This window comes from Mesorhizobium sp. M0410, from assembly GCF_040321435.1.
Classification (GTDB): Bacteria; Pseudomonadota; Alphaproteobacteria; order Rhizobiales; family Rhizobiaceae; genus Mesorhizobium.
Window position 1 is genome coordinate 48,657 of sequence record NZ_JAMYRN010000005.1, and the last position, 18,607, is coordinate 67,263.

The window sequence follows — 18,607 nt, forward strand, 5'->3', positions numbered from 1 at the left end:
CGCATCGACCACGTATCTTTCTTCTAGAGCTGTCAGTTACTGATGGGGGACGGATGACTGACACTGACGAGGCTCGTTTTTCTGACGCGATGTCCTGGCCTCGCCGGGGTGGCATATGGCGCCGGCTGTTCGCTTCGATCATCGACTATCTTATCGTCCTGATACCTCTTTACGGACTTGTAGCGGGTTTGTTTCTGCTAACTGACGGCGGAGTCAAAGGCAGCTTTTGGTTGAACTGGAGACTATGTCAGGCGGCTACGTTAAACGGAGCAAGTGATCCATCATTTGCCCGTTACGATTGGCAGATATGCAGAACGTCGCTGTTCGGTTTGACGGTCGCCGAATGGGCCCTGGGAACGGCTTCGGGCTCACAGTCTGAAGGAAATCCCTCCATCTCATTTGATTTGGATTCGCAGGGCAATATCCGACCGGCAGCATTGGATCTGGGTTTCCTCGAACTGGTCGTTCTCGCGTCTTATCTCCTTGTCATGGAGTTGACCTCTGGCCAGCCAATCGGCAAGCGGTTCGCGGCGCTCATAGTGCATGACCAGGATGACAAAAATAGAATCGGACTACCCGTACGAAAGGCTGTTCGGCGCCAGGGAATGAAATTTCTCGGCGCTTTGCCCATAATGTTCATGGGAGGGTGGTACACTGTTCAGGCTTGGGGCAGCGCTCCTGGGGTCGCGCAGGACTTCTCCCGGCTGGAGATTGTCGGTGCATACGCCGCGTTGGTCTTGGTTATGGTCTGGCCGATCTGGATCGCAATATCCATAGCTCTTGGCAACGATCCGATACACGATCGATTTGCCGTAACCACAGTTCGCGCAGATGAGACCGAGACATGAACGTGTCAGACAGAGCCCGCGTCCGCATCACCTATTGCACCCAGTGCCTGTGGCTGCTCAGGGCCAGCTGGATGGCGCAGGAGCTGCTGTCGACCTTCGGCACCGATCTGGGCGAAGTGACGCTGGTGCCCGGCACCGGCGGCATCTTCACCATTTCCTGCAATGACACGCTGGTCTGGGACCGCAAGCGGGACGGCGGTTTCCCCGACGCCGCAAAGCTCAAGCAACTGGTTCGCGACGTCATCGATCCGGATCGCGATCTGGGCCATGCCGACCGCAAGGGCGATAAGTCAAAAGACCCTGCCTGAGGCCTTTTACACTTCCGTCCTGCATTCACCGCCAGGCGAAGATGAAGCAGCCCAGCGCCACGATGGCGGTGATGGTGCGGACATGGTTCCACATCACCCAGTCCCTGAGATAAGTGGCCCATACTGCAGCGCCGTTGGCGCTTGTCGGATCGACGGCGGCCAGGGCGTTGTTGAGCGGCACGTTGAACATCATCGTCACGATCGGGTTGCCGACGAGGTAGATCAGGGCGCCGGCGAGGAGCCAGAATGCACCCGGTTGGCTCCAGCCGATAAGAGCGCCGGCGGCAAGGACAAGACAGACCAGCCCGGTGCCGAAAAGCGCGGTCATGAATGCCGGCGTAATCACGGTGATGTTGATCGAATTCATGGCGGCGATGCCGCCTCCGGCAGGCAAGCGGCCGAGCGCCGGCATGATAAAGTTGGAGAAGGCGAAGAAAACGCCGCCGACAACGCCTGAGCCAATGGCAGCGACGAAAGTGAGGGTGGGAAGCAGTTTCATGATCATGTCAGTTGCTCCAGATGCCGGTTGAGGCGGTTTCGGTTGCGTAGGCGGAAAAGTCCTTTGGGGCGCGGCCGAGCACGCGCTCGACGCCGTCTGTCAGCGACTCGTTGCGGCCGTCGAGGACTTCGGTGAACAGCTCGTTGAGCAGCCACGCGAACTCGGCCGGCAACTCATGCTCGGCGATGGCGGCGGTGAACTCGGCGTGTGAAATCCGCTTGAAACGAATGTCGCGGCCGACGGCCCTGCCGATTTCGGCGACCGCGTCGGCGAAGCTCAGCAGCCGCGGCCCGGCCAACTCGTAGAGCTGGCCGATATGGCCCTGCCGGGTTAGTACGGCAAAGGCGGCGTCCGCGATATCGTCGGCATCGACGAATGGCTCACCGACATTGCCGACCGGCAACGCCACCTCGCCCTCGCGCAGGGCATCCACGAGAAACCCCTCACTGAAGTTCTGGGAAAACCAGGCGCAGCGCAGGATCGTCCAATCGGCGCCTGAGGCTTTCAGCATCTCTTCGGCACGTTGCGCTTCCGTTTCGCCGCGCCCCGACAGCAGCACCAGCCGGCGCACACCACACTGCACGGCAAGGCGAGAGAAGACGCCGACCGTGTCGGCCGCGCCGGGCACCGCAAGATCAGGATAGTAGCTGATGTAGACGGCGCCGACACCATCAAGGGCGGGTTCCCAAGTGGCTTTGTTTTCCCAGTCGAAGGGTGGCGTGCCCGAGCGCGAGCCTATCCGTACCGGTAGGCCCCGCGCCGTCAGCCGCTCGGCGAGGCGACGGCCGGTCTTGCCGGTGCCGCCGAGGATCAAAGTTGGTCTCGTTACAGTAGGGTTCATGTCGATTTTCCTCAGTTTGAAATGTGAGTAATCCTCACATTTGCAAAACGTGATAAACCCTCGTATTTTGCGAGTCAAGCCAATTTGTTGATTGTTCGTCGGGAGACAGTGATGGAAGGCTCTGCCGTATCGGATTCACAGGACGGCCAGATCGCATCGCCGCGCCGGGCACCGAGCCAGCAGCGCAGCCGCGAGCGGGTCGAGCGCATGCTGGCCGCCGCCTCGGCGCTGATCGCCGAGCAAGGCAGCGACGCCATGCGCATGGGAGTGGTGGCCGAGAGGGCTGGCGTGTCGATCGGCTCGCTCTACCAGTTCTTCCCGGACAAGCGGGCAATCATCTGGGCGCTGGCCGAGCGCTACACCGCGGAAAGCCAGGCCTGCATTGCCACGGCATTGGCGGAGGTCAGGGACGCCGAAGGCCTGTGGAAGGCGTTTTCGGAACTGGTGGATACCTACTACGGAATGTTCCTGGCGGAGCCGGTGATGCGCGATATCTGGTCGGGCACGCAGGCCGACAAGGCGCTGCGCGAGCTTGAGCTTGCCGACAGCCGGGCCAACGCCGAATTCCTCACTGCGGTGCTGAAAAGGCTGCGGCCGTCTGCCGATCCGGCGGCGCTGGAAGCGACGGCATTTCTCATCTGGCAGCTGGGCGAAGCCGCCATGCGGCTGGCGATCTCGGTCGGGCGAGAAGAAGGCGACAGGCTGGTTGCCGCTTACAAGCGAATGGCGCTGCGCGAGCTGGTGGACGGGTAGGCCGCCGTGCTCGTAGGGACAGGCCGTTAGGTGGTGGCGATCAACTCCGGAAGCGGGGCGCTGGCCCTCATCTGCCTGCCGGCACCTTCTCCTCGTTAGAGACGGGAAGAAGGGGGAACTCCAGCGCCGGCGACCCCTCGCCCCGTTCTTCACGAGGAGAGGGTAAGGGTGAGGGGCAGCGCCAAACCTGAGATGATTGCCGCTGAGGCCCAATCAATAAAAAACCCGCCACGAGGGCGGGTTTCTCGATCAGCGAAACGCCAGTGCTTAGAGGCCGAAACCTTCGAAACGCTTCTTGAACTTCGACAGGCGGCCACCGCGGTCGAGCAGGGTCTGCTGGCCGCCGGTCCAGGCCGGATGAGTGGTCGGGTCGATATCGAGGTTCATCGTATCGCCTTCCTTGCCCCAGGTCGAACGGGTCATGTATTCGGTACCGTCGGTCATGACGACCTTGATGGTGTGATAGTCGGGATGGATGTCGGTCTTCATGGTTCTGTTCCTGGCTGCCGGGTGCTGCCGACGGGCTGAAGCCTGCGTCGATGCGCCCCTTTTTAAAACTCGAAGCCGCAGCTATTGAGGAGCCACGGCTTCTAAAACGGTCGGCGAGCCTATACATCAGCCGGAATTGAATCACAAGGCCGCGGCAAGCGCATATTGATGGCGCAAACCTCAAAGGGCCAAAGGAAACGGGTCATGGCGAACATCAGTGGCGATGCAGACGAGCGCAGGCGCTCGCTGAGGCCGCTGCAGCGCCTGTTTCCCTATATCATGCATTACCGCAAAATGGTCATCGGCGCGATCGCCTCGCTGGCCGTCGCGGCGGCGACGACACTGGCGCTGCCGCTGGCCGTGCGGCGGATGATAGATCACGGCTTTTCCGCTTCCGATTCCAGCTTCATTGCCGAATATTTCGCCATGCTGGTGGTGATGGCCGCCGTGCTGGCGGCGGCGTCTGCCAGCCGCTACTATTTCGTCATCACGCTTGGCGAGCGCGTCGTTGCCGATATCCGCCGCGATGTCTTTGCCCACGTCACTACGCTGTCGCCCTCCTTCTTCGATACGGCCCAGTCGGGCGAGATCGTCTCGCGGCTCGCCGCCGACACGACACAGGTCAAATCGGCCGTCGGTGCCACCGCCTCGGTGGCTTTGCGCAACGTCATCCTTGGCCTCGGCGCCGTGGCGATGATGGTCTTCACCAGCCCAAAACTGTCCGGCCTGGTTATCGCGGCCATTCCGCTAATCGTGCTGCCGCTGGTCGCCTTCGGCCGCTCGGTGCGGCGCAAGTCACGGCTGGCGCAGGATACTCTGGCCAATGCCACCGCCTACGCCAGCGAGCAGATCGGCGCGGTGCGCACCCTGCAGGCCTTCACCAACGAGAAGCTTGTAACCGGGTATTTTTCATCCGCCGTGGAAGCAGCGTTCGAAGCGGCGCGGGCCTCGATCTTTGCCCGCTCCTTTCTCACCTTCTTCGCCATCTTCATGATCTTTTCGTCGGTCGTGGCGGTGCTGTGGTTCGGTTCGCGCGACGTGCTCGACGGCACGCTGTCGCCGGGCACGCTTGGCCAATTCCTGCTCTATTCGGTGTTCGCCGCCGGCGCGCTCGGCGCCCTGTCGGAAGTCTGGGGCGAACTGTCCCAGGCAGCGGGCGCCGCCGAACGGCTGACCGAGATCCTGGCCGAGAAACCCGCGATCCAGGCGCCCGCCGATCCGAAGCCGCTGCCGGCAAAGGCGAGAGGCGCGGTCAGCTTCGACGATGTCTCCTTCTCCTATCCGGCCCGGCCCGACCGCGCCGCCGTCCATGGCCTGAGCTTTCAGGTCAAACCCGGTGAGACGGTGGCGATCGTCGGGCCATCCGGCGCCGGCAAGAGCACGGTGTTTTCGCTGCTTCTGCGCTTCTACGATCCGGAGGCCGGCAGGATCGTCATCGACGGGGTCGATCTGCGCGAGGCCGATCCGGCCGCGATCCGCGCGCGCATCGCCATCGTGCCGCAGGACGTCACCATTTTTGCGGCGAGCGCGCGCGACAATATCGGCTTTGGCCGGCCCGGTGCTAGCCAGGCCGAGATCGAGGCGGCGGCGAAGGACGCGCTTGCCGACGAGTTCATCCTGAAGCTCGAAAAAGGCTATGACAGCCAGGTCGGCGAGCGCGGCGTGACGCTGTCGGGCGGCCAGCGCCAGCGCGTGGCGATCGCCCGTGCCATTCTGCGCGATGCGCCGATCCTTCTGCTCGACGAGGCGACCTCGGCACTCGATGCCGAAAGCGAGACGCTGGTGCAGACGGCGCTGGACCGGCTGATGCAGGGCCGCACCACGATCGTCATCGCCCATCGGCTGGCAACCGTGCTGAAGGCCGATCGCATCCTGGTTATGGATGGCGGCCGCATCGTCGAGGAAGGCACGCATCAGAGCCTGGTCGCCAAGGGCGGCATCTATGCGCGGCTGGCCAAGCTGCAGTTCGATACCGGTGCGAATGCTTTCAGGGGCGCGGCCGAGTAGGTCTGCCCGCGACGGCCGGGATTCTTCAGCTACCGAAAGCTCGGCGTTTGCCGCGTCGATAGGCGATGAACAGGGGAACGCCGACAAGCAACGACAACAAAAGCATGCTGGCGACGGTCTGTCGCTGCTCCTTTGCCGGATCGCTGAGCTGCACATCGGCAGGCGGCTCTTCATAGGTAAAATCGTACTGCCAGCGAATTTGGTCTGCGACGTCATCGACGGTTTTCAGATAATCGGCAATCGCCTTGGCCGGCACTTCACTTGCCAGCGTCTGAAAGTTCCATTCAACTTGAAATTCGGTGGGCGTGTTGGACCAGGACGCCTTGAGAGACAGGTAGGGCGTCACGACGTTTTTCATCGATTCGCCGGAAAACCTCGCCTTGAGGTTGCGCACGGTCACCTTGTGGCGGCGGTAGAACTGGGAGCCGAGGGAGACGGGCCCGGTTCGGTCGACGATTGTCGGGGTTGGAAGAGAGTTGTTGCCGAGATCGGCCGCGCGGATCGGGAAATTCTTTGCCAGATCGTTGGCCGCCAGCGCCTCCGCCGGCAAGCGATAACTTTCCTTCACGCTCACTATGTTGCCGTCGCGGCGATCCACGATTTCCGGCTTGGCGATGGTTTGGATGCCCGGATATTGCTTGTTGTAGTATTTCAGGTAGGCGTCCGACACCTCGCTCAGCGACCGGCTGGCGAAATTGCCGCGCATCCAATCGGCATCGGCGTCCTCATATGTCGAGAAGACCGTCAGTACCAGAGGATCGCCCGGTTTGCGCGGAAAGTCGAATTCCTCGGCGATCTGGATCGATGGGCTGGTGAGCACAGGGCTCGGCATCTTCTCCAACCCGCCGGTGCTGGAAAGCGGCAGCGCGAAGCCGTAGTCCGGCTGTGCGAGATTGTGCGCCCTGCCGCCCTGAAGATAGTTCGTGGCGTCCAGCCAATATGTCTTTGTTCCGATCCTTGCCTTGACTATGGCATGGTCGAAATCGCGGAGCGCCGGCAGATGCTGGTCCAGGGCCCGTCCCTCGTCGAGATCGGCCAAGGCGACCTCGGCAGCAATGCCAAGCCGCACAAGCGACGAGACCAGCAGGAGGGCCTTGTCCTTGCAGTCACCGAACCCGCTCAAGATGACCGTCGCCGGATCACGCGGAACGTAGGAACCGGCACCCATCGACAGGCTTACATAGCGGATCTGGTCCTGCACCAACCGCATTGCCTCGACCATTCGGTCCTCCGGCACCGGACGTCGCAGAGCGATGTCGTCGAGCTTTGCGGCAAAAGCCGGGGGGAAAACGGTCGCTGGCTTGTAATAGGGCGCAACGGCATCGACCACACTTTGCCAATTCGCGGTAGACGCGACATCGATGGAGCCCCAGCCTGGATAGGTCACGGGCAGGTTATCCTCGACATTGACCGGTTTCGGGTTTGGAATTTCCCATAGATAAGTGGTGTCCGGCCCAGTCGGGGAGATTGAGGGCTTAAGTCGGGTTCCCCTTGTCTTGATCTGGAGCGGCTGGCCCGAAGGCCAAATGATGCTTGTGCGGATAAGCGCTACCGGCTCTTCCCATTCGGTGGCGAAATTCTTGAAGAAAAGGTCCTGGCCGACCAGCGGTGTTACTTCGTAGGTCGACCCGTAATCGACGATGTCGCCGGCACGCACGTCATCGATGTTGACATGTGCAGTCAGCCAGCCGTCGAAGACGCCTTTCTCGGCGTCTCTTTCCCTGCGGAAGATGTCGAATTCGACGCCTTCCAGCCGGTCCAGAACGGCGCCATCGCGGATGATGTGAAGATGGTTGAGCGTGACCTTGTGCCGGGACGGATCGAACTGCAGATCGATACTCGCGCCACGATCCAGGCCGGGACGGTCGACGATCTTATAGACGGTGCGCGAGTACTCGACATAGCCGCCGGCGCGATGCTTGATCTGGTCGTCCGAGAGCAGCCATGAAACGCCATTCTTGATTTGATCCGATCGGGCGGGATCGGCAGCCGGAATATCAAGCTGCTTTACCCAGCTTTCTGCCGGACCCTTGAAAACCATGTCGTCGGACATGGCCGGAGAACTCAGACCGATCAATAAGATGAAAAATACCAAGCGGGGCCAGAAAGACTTCACCCTATGAAAACTGTAACAGGCAGACATCTACGCTCGCCCAACTTGGAAGAACTCCTTTTTCAGAGGCTTTCCCACCAAAGTAAAGGCCAGTTTCGCGGATTTCCGCGGTCACCGCGGCAAGAGCCGGGAATAGACGGAGCGGCTCACTTCCCGTACCGCTTCTTCAGGTGATTGGTGAAATGCACGGCATTGAGCTTTTCGCCGGTGGCGCGTTGGAGCAGTTCCGGCGTCGACCAGCGCGAGCCTTGCGACCAGATCCTTTTGCGGCGCCAGTCGTTGATCGCGGCGAAATCGCCCTTGGCGAGGTCTTCGTCGGCTGAAGGATGATCTCTGGTCAACGCCGCCCATTGCTGTGCCGCCATCATGGCGCCGAGCGTGTAGGAGGGGAAATAGCCGAAGGCGGCACCCGGCCAGTGGACGTCCTGCATCGGACCATCAGCCGGATTGTCTGATGTCGACAGGCCGAGATAATCGCGCATTTTGGCATCCCAGGCCTCGGGCAGGTCTGCTGCTTCCAGCCGTCCCGAGACAAGCTCCTGCTCCAGCTCGTAGCGCAGGATGACGTGCAGCGGATAGGTGACCTCGTCGGCATCGACACGGATCAGGCCGCGCTCGACCCGGTGCACATGCGGCAGGATGTCGTCGATCGTCCAGATCTCACCAAGGTGTCTTTCGAGCACCGGCAGCGCCCAGCGCCAGAATTCTGGATTGCGGCCGATCTGCTTTTCGACGAACAGGCTCTGGCTTTCATGCACCGCCATGCCGCGCGCTTTGCCAAGCGGCCAGTGCGCCCACGCCTTCGGCAGGTTCTGCTCGTACAGCGCATGGCCGGTCTCGTGCAGCACGCCCATCAGCGCCGACAGGAAATCCGAGGTCTTGTAGCGGGTGGTGATGCGCACGTCGCTCGGCACCCCGCCGCAGAAAGGATGGTGCGAAACCGACAGCGAGCCGTGGGTGAGGTCGAAGCCGACTGCCGCCATCATGGCGAGGCCGAGCTCGCGCTGCTTGTCCAAGGGGTAGCTGCCGGAAAGTGGCTTCAGCGGATGTTTCGCCAGCCGCTCTTCCTGCACGGCCAGTGCCTCCGGTACGAAGCCTTTCAGGAAGGCTTTCAACTCGGCAAACACAGGCGTGATGTCGGCGGTGCGATTGCCCGGGTCATATTGCTCCATCAGCGCGTCGTAAGGCTCGAGCCCGAGTACCTCGGCGCGAAGTGCCGCCTCCTCGCGGACTAGCGCCACGACGCCTTCCAGCGCCGGCAGGAAGCCGGCCCAGTCGTTCTTGGCGCGCAGGTCGCGCCAGAGCTGCTCGGAGCGCATGCGCGCGGTCGTCTGGCGCTCGACGAACTCGACCGGCAGGCAGGTCAGGTTGGTGTATTGCCGGCGGAATTCCCTGACCGCGGCCTGCTGCTCTTCGTTCAGCGCTTCCTGCTCGGCCGCCGCGATCCAATCGGCAATCTCCGGCGCAGTCGCCCGGGCATGGTGCATGCCGGCAAGCGCCGACATTGCCTCCGCGCGCTTCTCGCCGCCGCCGACCGCCATATGGGTCGCTTCATCGGCGCCGAGGATGGCAAGGGCGTGTTCCAGTGCTTCGAGCTTGTGGCCGAGGTCGTCGAGTTTTTGAAAGGACATTGTGGGTTCCGCTGATTTGACGGCGAGAAAAGATATCAATGCAAAACTGTTGGCAACCCCGAAAGCCGCCCGCGACCGACGCCGTGCCGGCAGTGCTGGCGCTGATTGCGCAGGCGTTGGGCTAGCGCATGATTCCCTGAACCGAAAGCTGGACAAGGATCATGCGCAAAAATCAATTGCCACAGCGCCGGGCGCTGCGGCCGGTTTCAGCCGCCTGGATAGGTTGGGCCATAGCCGTTCGGATAGTATCCGCCATCGGCGCCGTTGCCGATGAGGAAGGCACTGCCGGTATCAGCGCGCACCTTTTGGCTGACATCGTCGAGCTGCGCCAGCAACTGCTGATCTTGCGTGCTCGGCATCGTTCCCTCGCGTGCGGCCCACTCGGCGGCCCGGTCGAGTTGAGCGACCTGCGTGCGCAAGTCACGCGCCTCGCCCGGCTCGAGCTTGTTCGCCTGGATGGCGCCCTGGATACCTGTCTCCACGCTCTGGATCTGATTGATCAAGGCCGTCTCGCGTGGGCCGGCGTAAGCGCCGGCAAACGGAACGAGGAGAAGTGTGGCGAGCGCAGCGGTCCTAAAATTCCTGGGAGCGAAGAAGCGCATGGTTGCGTCTCCTTTACTGCGGAAGGCGGTGGTTGGGAGGGGCCCTGCCTTCCGGCCGCGGGCCGTCAGGTTCCGTCGCGTCGCGATGAGCGGTTCTACCGCCGGCGGTTCTCGGCCCATGACCAAGGCTAAAAGGCCACGGCGGCAAAATGTAATTAAAAAAGGTAATTTTTTCAGCTCTTGCCGCTGCCGCACCAGTGCACTAAATGCCGCCGACTTGAGCCGGCTCGCCCTGGCGCATGATATAAGCCAAAGGCTTGCAGATCACCGCTCGGTCAGCTTCAGCTCGATACGGCGGTTTTTGTTGCGCGCCTCTTCGGTATCGGCGGGGTCGAGCGGCTGGAATTCGCCGAAGCCGGCCGCGACCAGCCGGTTGGCCGGCACGCCGTTCTCGATCAGGAACTTGACCACCGAGGTCGAGCGCGCCGTCGACAATTCCCAATTGTCGCGGTAGCGGCCGGTGCCGGAGAGCGGCTTGTTGTCGGTGTGGCCATCGACGCGCAGCACCCAGTTGATCTCCGGCGGGATTTCCTTTTGCAATTCGATGATGGCATCGGCAAGCTTCTTCATCTCGACCTTGCCGGCATCGTTGATCACTTCGGAGCCGGTCGGGAAAAGCACTTCCGACTGGAAGACGAAGCGGTCGCCGACGATACGGATGTTCTCGCGGTCGGCGAGAATTTCACGCAAGCGGCCGAAGAAATCGGACCGGTAGCGGTTCAGCTCCTGCACGCGTTGCGCCAGTGCGACGTTGAGGCGGCGGCCGAGATCGGCGATCTTGGTGTTGGATTCGCGGTCGCGCGTTTCGGACACGTCGAGCGCTTGTTCGAGCGCTGCGATCTGCTTGCGCAGCGCCGAAATCTGCTGGTTGAGGATCTCGACCTGGCTCAGCGCCTGCTGGCTGATCTGGCGCTGGCTGTCGAGCTCGCCGGAAAGGGCCGTTGCGCGCTGGTTGGCGGCATCGCCGGCACCGGCGCCTTGCGCCAGCAATTGCTCGAGCCGGCTTTTTTCGGCCTCCGATGCGGATAGCGATGCCTGCAAATTGGCAAGGGTGTCTTCCTTGTCCTGTGTCGTCGAGCGCTCCAGCGCCAGAAGCTGGGTCAACTCATTGATCTGCGAGTTGAGGCGGTTGAGCACCGTGTCCTTGCCGGAGATCTCGCGGCCGAGCAGGAATTGCGCCAAAACGAAAACCGTGAGCAGGAACATGATCGCCAACAGCAGCGTCGACAGCGCATCGACGAAGCCCGGCCAGTAATCGATGCGGCGGTCGGAGCGCCGGCCTCGCGCCAACGCCACGTCAATGCACTCCAGGCTTCTTCAAGGCGTCGGCGATCTTCTCCAGGGTGTTGCGCATCGCCTTCTGCTCGTCGGACTGGGCCTCGACCCAGTCGCGCATGATCTGCTGTTCCGAGCGCATGTTCTTGACCAGGCCGGAAATGCCGTCGGCGAGATTGGCCATGGCAGTGGCCACGCGCGGATTGGAGCCGCCGCCATTTTCCTGCAGAGTGCGCAGCTTTTCCGACAACAGCCGGATTTCCTCGGAGGGTTCGGTCCTCGCCGCGTCGGCAACGACGATGTCGGAGGACAGGTCGGTGACCGAGGACAGCCAGTTTTCGAGTTCGGTATAGAAGCGCGTCTGGGCGCGGCCGGCCTGCAGGTCGAGGAAGCCGAGCACCAGCGAGCCGGAGAGGCCAAACAGCGAGGACGAGAAGGCGGTGCCCATGCCGGCCAACGGCGCGGAAAGTCCCTGCTTCAGGGATTCGAGCACGGCGGCGGCATCGCCGGTGCCGGGATCGAGCGACTCGATGGTTTCGCGGATCGAGCCAATCGTATTGAGCAGGCCCCAGAAGGTGCCGAGCAGGCCGAGGAACACCAGCAGTCCGACAAGGTAGCGCGACGTGTCGCGGCTTTCGTCGAGGCGGGTGGCGATCGAATCCAGCATGGTGCGCATCGAACTGGTTGAGAAGGCAATCGTCGAGGAGCGGCCGATCATCGCCTTCATCGGCGCCAGCAGCACCGGCTCGGTTGTCTCGGAACCGGCGCGGAACGAGTTGACCCAGCGCACCTCGCGGAACAGCCGGCCGACCTGGACGAAGGCCAGCAGGATGCCGACCGCCAGCACGCCGATGATCAGGCCGTTGAGACCGGGATTGGTGACGAAGGCGGTCGAGATCTGGCGCGTCAGGATGGCGGCGATAAAGGCCACGATGAACAGAAAGATCACCATGGTCAGCAGAAACACCTGCGGACTCGACAATTTGTGCGGATCGTAGATCAGAACGTCGGAGCGCCTGCCCATGCCGAAGGATCTGAGAAGAGTCATCCGTGCCCCGTTTCCGATGCCGTCGCCGCCGATCAATTTGTGTTTGCGACTCTAAACGGAATTGTGACGAAATTGAATGGCGCTTGGCAATATTGCCACTGTCCGCGACCGGAGGTCAAAGCCGGTTGATGACCAGGCAGTCGACCATGGCGGCCAGATGCAGGCCGGCGCCGGTGACGACAAAGCCATGCCACAGCGCATTGTGGAAGCGCAGGCCCTTCCAGGCGAAGAAGATCACGCCGCAGGAGTAGACGATGCCGCCGGCAACGATGAGCGCGATCGATGTCGCCGGCAGCGTCCGCACGAGCGGCTCCACCAGAACGAGACCGCTCCAGCCGATGGCTAGATAGAAGACGATCGCCAGCCGATCGAAACGGCCGGGAAGAAAGACCTTGATGGCGATGCCGACCGCCGCGGCGGTCCAGACCAGGAGGATCGTCGAAACGGCCAGCGGCGAGCCGCCGAGCTGGGCCAGGAAAGGCGTGTAGGTGGCAGCGATCAACAGGTAGATCGCGGCATGGTCGAAGCGCCGCAATATCCATTTTGCCGGCGACGACACCGGCCAGACATTGTAGGCCAGCGAAATCGACAGCACGGTGAGCAGCGAGACCACATAGAATGCGGCGGCGACATATTCGCCGGGGCCGGTTCGATAGGCGGCCAGTGCCAGCAGCGTCGAGCCCGCAGCGATCGCCAGCACGATGCCCACGGCGTGGACAATACCGTCGGCGATGATCTCGGCGCGCGAGTAATGCCAGCGCCCCATGAAGGGAATGTCGAGCTGGGAGAATTCGCTCTGGGATTTGGGCCGGCTGTTCGTCATCGATGATCCTGCGTCGCCTTATCTGGGCGGCCGCGGGCGAGTATTTCAAGCTTTGGTTGCGGTTTTGCGACTGCGGCGCTTCAGCGCGGCGCGCCTCTATCAGCTGGCTGAGAGTGGCCTTTTTATGGTCTTCAACAGCGCGCGCTGGATGAGTTCGTTGCCGGCAACCAGCGAACCGGCGTTCAGCACGTCCTGTCCCCCGGCGAAATCGGAGACGAAACCGCCCGCCTCGCGGATCAGCAAGATGCCGGCGGCGACATCCCAGGCCGACAGGCCGGTTTCCCAGAACCCGTCCATGCGGCCGGCGGCGACGTAGGCGAGATCGAGCGAGGCGGAGCCGAGACGGCGGACGCCAGAAACCTCGGCCATGACATTGCGCAACTCGATGAGGAAATTGCCGTGCTGGCCACGCCCGAGATGCGGCATGCCGCAGCCGATCACCGCATCGACCAGCTTGGTACGGCCGGCGACGCGCAGCCGGCGGTCGTTCATGAAAGCGCCGCCGCCGCGCTCGGCGGTATAGAGCTCATCCATCGCCGGATTGTAGACGACCCCGGCGACGATCTGGCCCTGGCGCTCCAGCGCGATTGAAACGGCAAAGAGCGGAATGCCGTGCAGGAAATTGGTGGTGCCGTCGAGCGGGTCGACGATCCAGCGGTGCTGGCCGTCGTCGCCCTCGATCACGCCGCGTTCCTCCATCAGGAAGGCGTAGCCGGGCCGCGCCTTCGACAGTTCGGCAAAGACGATGTCTTCGGCCTTGCGGTCGGCCTGGCTGACATAGTCGCCTGGCCCCTTCATCGAGACCTGCAGGTTCTGCACTTCGCCGAAGTCACGCGACAGGGAGCGGCCGGCCTTCATTGCGGCCTGGACCATGACATTGAGGATCGCGGAACGCGCCATTGTGTTTCTTCCTGCTGCCCGCGCTTTAGTCGGCGCGGCGCACGTAAGTGATTTCGTTGGTATCGACGATGATGCGCTCGCCCGAGCCGATGAACGGCGGCACCAGCACGCGGATGCCGTTTTCGAGTATCGCCGGCTTGTAGGACGAGGCTGCCGTCTGGCCCTTCACCACCGGGTCGGCCTCGGTGATGGTCAACGTGACATAGTCGGGCAGCGAAATGCCGATCGGCCTTTCGTCATAGAGCTGGACCGTGACCATCATGCCGTCCTGCAGGAAGGCGGCGCGATCGCCGACGAACTCCTTTTGCAGTTCGAGCTGCTCATAGCTTTCGGTGTCCATGAACACCAGCGCGTCGCCCTGTTCGTAGAGGAAAGAAAAATCCTTTAGATCGAGCCGGATCTGCTCGACCGTTTCGGCCGAACGGAAGCGCTCGTTGAGCTTGGTGCCGTTGATCAGGTTCTTGAGCTCGACCTGGTTGTAGGCGCCGCCCTTGCCGGGCTTGACGGTGTTGGTCCTGACCGCCACCCAAAGGCCGCCATCATGCTCGATGACATTGCCGGGACGGATTTCGTTGCCATTGATCTTGGCCATGGTGAGGTGATCCGGAAATGAGATGATCGCCGCAAAGGGCAATTTGGCGCCTCCAAGACCACAAATCGCCAGCAGAGGCAAGGAGCGCCTTTCAGGTGAAGCGGGAACGAAGCTGGCCCGGCAACGCGGCGCGGCAGCCTCAGTCCGTCCCGACGGTTGCGGTGACCGCCTCGGTCACCGCGTCGGCAACCTTTCTCAAAAGATGCAGGTGCGGCGAACGTAGGACGACAATTCGCAGCGACAGCTCGAGGCCGGGAGCGTCGACCAGGGCAATACCCTGCGGCAGCTTTTCCCGCAGCAGCCGCCTGGGCAGCAGGCCAAGGCCTTGGCCTCGACGAACCCAGTCGATCTGCAGCACGCTGTCCTGAATCTCGGCGCCGACGATCAACCTGTGGCCGCCCTCGGCAAGGGCAGCCGCCAGCCGCCGGCGCGCGTCGCAAGGTTCAGGGCTGAGGACCCAGGGCATGGTCTTGACGCCAGCTTGCCGGCCGGTGTTTTCGGCAGCGATGATGCCGAGGGGCTCGGTTCCGACAACACCGTCGCCGGCTTTGGAATTGCTGCCGTCCAGGATGAAGGCGAGGTCGAGCTGTCCGCGCTTGTGCTGGTCGGCCAGCTCAAGACTCCAGCCGCTCTTCAGCCGCAGCGAGACCTTCGGAAACCGCGCCACGGCATCAGCGATAGCGGCGGCCACAGCTTTGTCGCAAAGTCCATGCGCGAGGCCGAGCCGCAGCAGGCCCTCCGGTTCGTCGCCCTTGGCGAATGATCTCAGCGCGTCGACCGCGGCGAGAATGTCCTTGCCGCGTGCCAGCACTTCTACGCCGGCCGGGGTCAGTCGCGACGGTTTCAGCCGGCGGTCGAGCAATTCCGTGCCGAGCATTTCCTCCAGCCGCTGGATCTGGCGGGTGACGGCCGGCTGCGTCAATGGCAGGCGTCGAGCCACCTTCTGAATCGAACCCTCCTCGGCAAAGAGGGCCAGTGTTTTCAATTCTTCAAGCACGATACACCAGAACATGTCATAGAAGCATAATTATTCTGAACATTATGAATTTGAAATCCGATGGGTTGCAAGCGATTTTCCTCCGGCAGGACCCAGCCGGAAAGGGACGACGATGAAAGCGATCGAATTGCGGAGCCCGGGCGGCTTCGAGAACCTCAAAATGGTCGAGCGGCCGATGCCTGGACCAGGGCGTCAGGAGATGATTGTGAAAGTCAAGGCCACGGCGCTGAACTACCGCGATGCCGAGATCGTCCGCGGCAGCTATCACACGAAGTTTGCATTGCCGCTGGTGCCGCTGTCGGACGGCGTCGGCGAAGTCGTTGCCATCGGCGCCGAGGTCAGCCGGTTCAAGATCGGCGACCGGGTCTGCGGCACCTTCTGGCAACGCTGGGTCGGTGGCAGTTTCGCGATGGCTGAGCCCTCCTACCAACGCGGCGGCCCAATCGACGGGCTGCTCAGCGAATTTGCCCGGCTCGACGAACAGGCGGCGGTGCTGGCGCCGGCCAATCTGAGCGACCTCGAAGCAGCGACGCTGCCATGCGCCGGCGTGACGGCATGGCACGCGCTGTTTACGGAGGGCAGCGTCAAACCCGGCGACACCGTGCTTTGCCTCGGCACCGGCGGCGTTTCGCTGTTTGCGGTGCAGTTCGCGGCCGCTGCCGGGGCGCGCGTCATCGTGACGTCGAGCAGCGACGAGAAGCTTGCGCGGGCAAAGCAACTTGGCGCGCAGGATGGCGTGAACTATCGCAGCATCCCCGATTGGGCATCGGCCGTGCTGGGATTGACCGATGGCCGCGGCGCCGACCATATCATCGAGGTTGGCGGACCGCAGAGTTTTGCACAATCCCTGAGGGCAGCGGCGCGCGGCGCCCAGATCAACGTCATCGGCTATCTCGGCGGCAGTGACGGCGCCATCAACCCGCTCGACATCTTCCGCCGGCAGGTCCGGGCGCGAGGCATACCGGTGGGCTCACGCGAATCCTTCGAGGCGATGAACCGCGCCATTGTCGTCAACCGGTTGAGACCGGTGATCGACCGGGTTGTGCCGTGGAGCCAGGCCGCCGAAGCCTTTCGGTACCTTGAACACGGCTCGCCCTTCGGCAAGGTCGTGCTCGATCATACGCAGTGAGCCCGCCTGACGAGCCCGGGTGCGATGAGTCGCGAGATCGCGATCAGGGCAGGCGGTTGGCCCGTTGCAGCGCCTGCTGTGTCTGCTCGTCGGTCAGGCCCTGCAGGAAATCGTCCATTTCTTGGTCGATGAGCCCGGCGCGGCGGGCGACAACATACCAGGCGCCGGCTAGGATCAGATCCGGATCGGTGCCGATGCCGTTCATGTAGAGCTTGGCGAGACGGTTCTGGGCAGCGACATTGCCGCCTTCTGCGGCCTGCTTCATCCAGTTGAAGCCGGATTTCAGGTCGCGTGCGCCGCCGCGCCCCTCGATCATCCAGGTGGCGAGATCGATCTGTGCGGTGTCATAGTTCTGCCGCGCGGCCTGTGCCAGCAGGCCGCGGGCGCGGACATCGTCGCGCGGCTTGCCGCCGGCGCCGTTGGCGTAGACCTGTGCCATCGCATATTGTGCGTCGGCAAGCCCGGTCGCGGCAGCGCGCTCGTAATAGGATACGGCTTTGGCAATACCGGCATCGCCGGGCTCCTGCTCGACCATCAGCTGCGCAAAATTGAACTGCGCCAGGCGGTTGCCGGCCTCGGCGGCGGCCTGCATCAGCGCATAGGCTTCCTTTTCGTCCTTTTTGACGTAGCGGCCGTCGAGCAGCATCAGCGCATACTGGAATTGCGATTCCGGCACGCCCTGCTCGGCGGCAAGCGCATACCACTTCGCCGCCCCAGCCGCGTCGACCGGCACGCCGAGGCCGCGCGACAGTATCTCGGCCACCAGCGTCTGTGCCGCCGGATCGCCGTTTTGAGCACGGGACAGCGCAAGATTGTAGGCCGTCTTGTAGAGCCCGCGCTGAAAGGCGCCGTAGGCGGCGTCGGACGGCTTTGCGCCGAAGCGGTCGGGGTTGATGGTATCGCCCGACGGCAACGGGGCGGTCGTGGCGGGCTGCGGCAATTGTGCGGCGATCGGCTTATCGGCAGGTTCGCTGGAATCCGGCCTGGGCTGCGGTAGCGGAACGGGTTCCGCCGCTATCGCCTGCGTCACGGCCGTTGCAAGAAAGGCGCTGAAAAGGATTTTCCGCGAGAGCACGTCAGTCCTCGAAGCGCGGCGCGGTTTCGTCGAGCAGCGCGTTGGCGGCGGCAACCGCCGTCTTCGGATCGGCGCCGTCGGCGAAGACGGCGCTGGACAGCGCAACGAATTCGGCACCGGTGGCGGCGACCGCTTCCACCGAGGCAAGATCGGATCCGGCCATGACGATGCAAGGGATCTGGATCACGTCCGCCCACCATTGCCCCAGCGACAGGTTGCGCGGGTGCGGCTCCGGCTTGTTGTCGTAACCGAAGCGGCCGAAGAAGATGTAATCAGGCCTGAGCTCGCCGAGTTCCAGCGCATCATCGCGGGTCTTGGCGCCGCCGGTGCCGACCATCATCCTGGCCTGGAAATGTTCGATCGTTTCGGCGAGCTCGTCCTTGCCGACCTCGACATGAATGCCGTCGGCCTGGACGCGGCCGGCGATGCGGGTGTCGCCGGCAATGATGACGGCAATGCCGGCCGCTTGCGCCACCGGCACGATCTGCTCGGCAAAGGCCTGGAAGGCGGCCTCGTCCATACCGTTTTCCGGCAGGATAAGCGAGGCGACGTCACCGCCGTCGAAGGCCGCGGCGATGCGCTCGGCCGGCACGTTTGGCGGCGCGATCAGCACGATACGGCAGCGGTTGGGCGGCGTTGCGTCATTCATTGGTGTTCGGTCCCGGTTATCGCCTATG

At 62.9% G+C, this 18,607-nt stretch carries 19 protein-coding genes; 5 read left to right on the forward strand and 14 right to left on the reverse strand.

Annotated features, from left to right (window positions below; translation table 11 throughout):
* Positions 1-53 precede the first annotated feature (53 nt).
* Positions 54-848 (forward strand): RDD family protein, encoded by a 795-nt coding sequence (locus NKI63_RS08285; protein WP_352504928.1) that lies wholly within the window; start codon positions 54-56, stop codon positions 846-848.
* Positions 845-1,156, forward strand: coding sequence for an Rdx family protein (locus NKI63_RS08290; RefSeq protein WP_352479629.1), 312 nt, complete (start codon positions 845-847; stop codon positions 1,154-1,156). The genes NKI63_RS08285 and NKI63_RS08290 overlap by 4 nt, the downstream gene beginning before the upstream one ends.
* A 25-nt stretch (positions 1,157-1,181) precedes the next feature.
* Here NKI63_RS08290 and NKI63_RS08295 read toward each other — a convergent pair whose 3' ends face one another.
* Positions 1,182-1,661: an anthrone oxygenase family protein gene (locus NKI63_RS08295; protein ID WP_254816440.1), complete on the reverse strand. Its 480-nt coding sequence runs from the start codon at positions 1,659-1,661 to the stop codon at positions 1,182-1,184.
* A 1-nt stretch (position 1,662) separates the two neighbouring features.
* Complete coding sequence (locus tag NKI63_RS08300; protein WP_352504929.1) at positions 1,663-2,496, reverse strand: NAD(P)H-binding protein; 834 nt, start codon at positions 2,494-2,496, stop codon at positions 1,663-1,665.
* Positions 2,497-2,607: 111 nt separating this feature from the next.
* Here NKI63_RS08300 and NKI63_RS08305 point away from each other — a divergent pair, with 111 nt between their 5' ends.
* Positions 2,608-3,249 (forward strand): TetR/AcrR family transcriptional regulator, encoded by a 642-nt coding sequence (locus tag NKI63_RS08305; RefSeq protein WP_352504930.1) that lies wholly within the window; start codon positions 2,608-2,610, stop codon positions 3,247-3,249.
* A 267-nt stretch (positions 3,250-3,516) separates the two neighbouring features.
* Here NKI63_RS08305 and rpmE read toward each other — a convergent pair whose 3' ends face one another.
* Positions 3,517-3,738 carry a 50S ribosomal protein L31 gene (gene rpmE / locus NKI63_RS08310; protein WP_006327661.1) on the reverse strand — a complete coding sequence of 74 codons (222 nt, stop codon included), beginning with the start codon at positions 3,736-3,738 and terminating at the stop codon, positions 3,517-3,519.
* Positions 3,739-3,942: 204 nt separating this feature from the next.
* Here rpmE and NKI63_RS08315 point away from each other — a divergent pair, with 204 nt between their 5' ends.
* On the forward strand, positions 3,943-5,745 hold the full coding sequence (locus tag NKI63_RS08315) for an ABC transporter transmembrane domain-containing protein (RefSeq protein WP_352737802.1): 1,803 nt from the start codon (positions 3,943-3,945) through the stop codon (positions 5,743-5,745).
* Between the two features lie 25 nt (positions 5,746-5,770).
* Here NKI63_RS08315 and NKI63_RS08320 read toward each other — a convergent pair whose 3' ends face one another.
* The 9 genes from NKI63_RS08320 to NKI63_RS08360 form a co-directional block, all read right to left on the reverse strand.
* Positions 5,771-7,798 carry a DUF3857 domain-containing protein gene (locus NKI63_RS08320; protein ID WP_352821040.1) on the reverse strand — a complete coding sequence of 676 codons (2,028 nt, stop codon included), beginning with the start codon at positions 7,796-7,798 and terminating at the stop codon, positions 5,771-5,773.
* A 206-nt stretch (positions 7,799-8,004) separates the two neighbouring features.
* Positions 8,005-9,489: a carboxypeptidase M32 gene (locus NKI63_RS08325; RefSeq protein ID WP_352504934.1), complete on the reverse strand. Its 1,485-nt coding sequence runs from the start codon at positions 9,487-9,489 to the stop codon at positions 8,005-8,007.
* Between the two features lie 206 nt (positions 9,490-9,695).
* Positions 9,696-9,992 (reverse strand): hypothetical protein, encoded by a 297-nt coding sequence (locus NKI63_RS08330; protein WP_352821043.1) that lies wholly within the window; start codon positions 9,990-9,992, stop codon positions 9,696-9,698.
* Between the two features lie 363 nt (positions 9,993-10,355).
* The gene (locus NKI63_RS08335; RefSeq protein WP_352465687.1) at positions 10,356-11,387 is read right to left on the reverse strand and encodes a peptidoglycan -binding protein; all 1,032 of its coding nucleotides are present in this window, start codon (positions 11,385-11,387) and stop codon (positions 10,356-10,358) included.
* Position 11,388: 1 nt separating this feature from the next.
* Positions 11,389-12,414: a MotA/TolQ/ExbB proton channel family protein gene (locus tag NKI63_RS08340; RefSeq protein ID WP_352476085.1), complete on the reverse strand. Its 1,026-nt coding sequence runs from the start codon at positions 12,412-12,414 to the stop codon at positions 11,389-11,391.
* A 115-nt stretch (positions 12,415-12,529) separates the two neighbouring features.
* Positions 12,530-13,237, reverse strand: coding sequence for a PAQR family membrane homeostasis protein TrhA (gene trhA / locus NKI63_RS08345; protein ID WP_352504936.1), 708 nt, complete (start codon positions 13,235-13,237; stop codon positions 12,530-12,532).
* Between the two features lie 99 nt (positions 13,238-13,336).
* Positions 13,337-14,137: an inositol monophosphatase family protein gene (locus NKI63_RS08350; RefSeq protein WP_352504937.1), complete on the reverse strand. Its 801-nt coding sequence runs from the start codon at positions 14,135-14,137 to the stop codon at positions 13,337-13,339.
* Between the two features lie 25 nt (positions 14,138-14,162).
* Complete coding sequence (efp, locus tag NKI63_RS08355; protein ID WP_254816449.1) at positions 14,163-14,729, reverse strand: elongation factor P; 567 nt, start codon at positions 14,727-14,729, stop codon at positions 14,163-14,165.
* A gap of 139 nt (positions 14,730-14,868) precedes the next feature.
* On the reverse strand, positions 14,869-15,741 hold the full coding sequence (locus tag NKI63_RS08360) for a LysR family transcriptional regulator (protein ID WP_352687194.1): 873 nt from the start codon (positions 15,739-15,741) through the stop codon (positions 14,869-14,871).
* Positions 15,742-15,838: 97 nt separating this feature from the next.
* On the opposite strand from NKI63_RS08360, the gene NKI63_RS08365 reads away from it, so the two are divergent.
* A complete protein-coding gene (locus NKI63_RS08365; RefSeq protein WP_352504939.1) occupies positions 15,839-16,855 on the forward strand; it encodes a zinc-dependent alcohol dehydrogenase family protein in 1,017 nt (338 codons plus the stop codon).
* Positions 16,856-16,898: 43 nt separating this feature from the next.
* Here NKI63_RS08365 and NKI63_RS08370 read toward each other — a convergent pair whose 3' ends face one another.
* Positions 16,899-17,930 (reverse strand): tetratricopeptide repeat protein, encoded by a 1,032-nt coding sequence (locus NKI63_RS08370; RefSeq protein ID WP_352821049.1) that lies wholly within the window; start codon positions 17,928-17,930, stop codon positions 16,899-16,901.
* 1 nt (position 17,931) lies between these two features.
* A complete protein-coding gene (locus NKI63_RS08375; RefSeq protein WP_352504940.1) occupies positions 17,932-18,579 on the reverse strand; it encodes a thiamine phosphate synthase in 648 nt (215 codons plus the stop codon).
* Between the last annotated feature and the right edge of the window lie 28 nt (positions 18,580-18,607).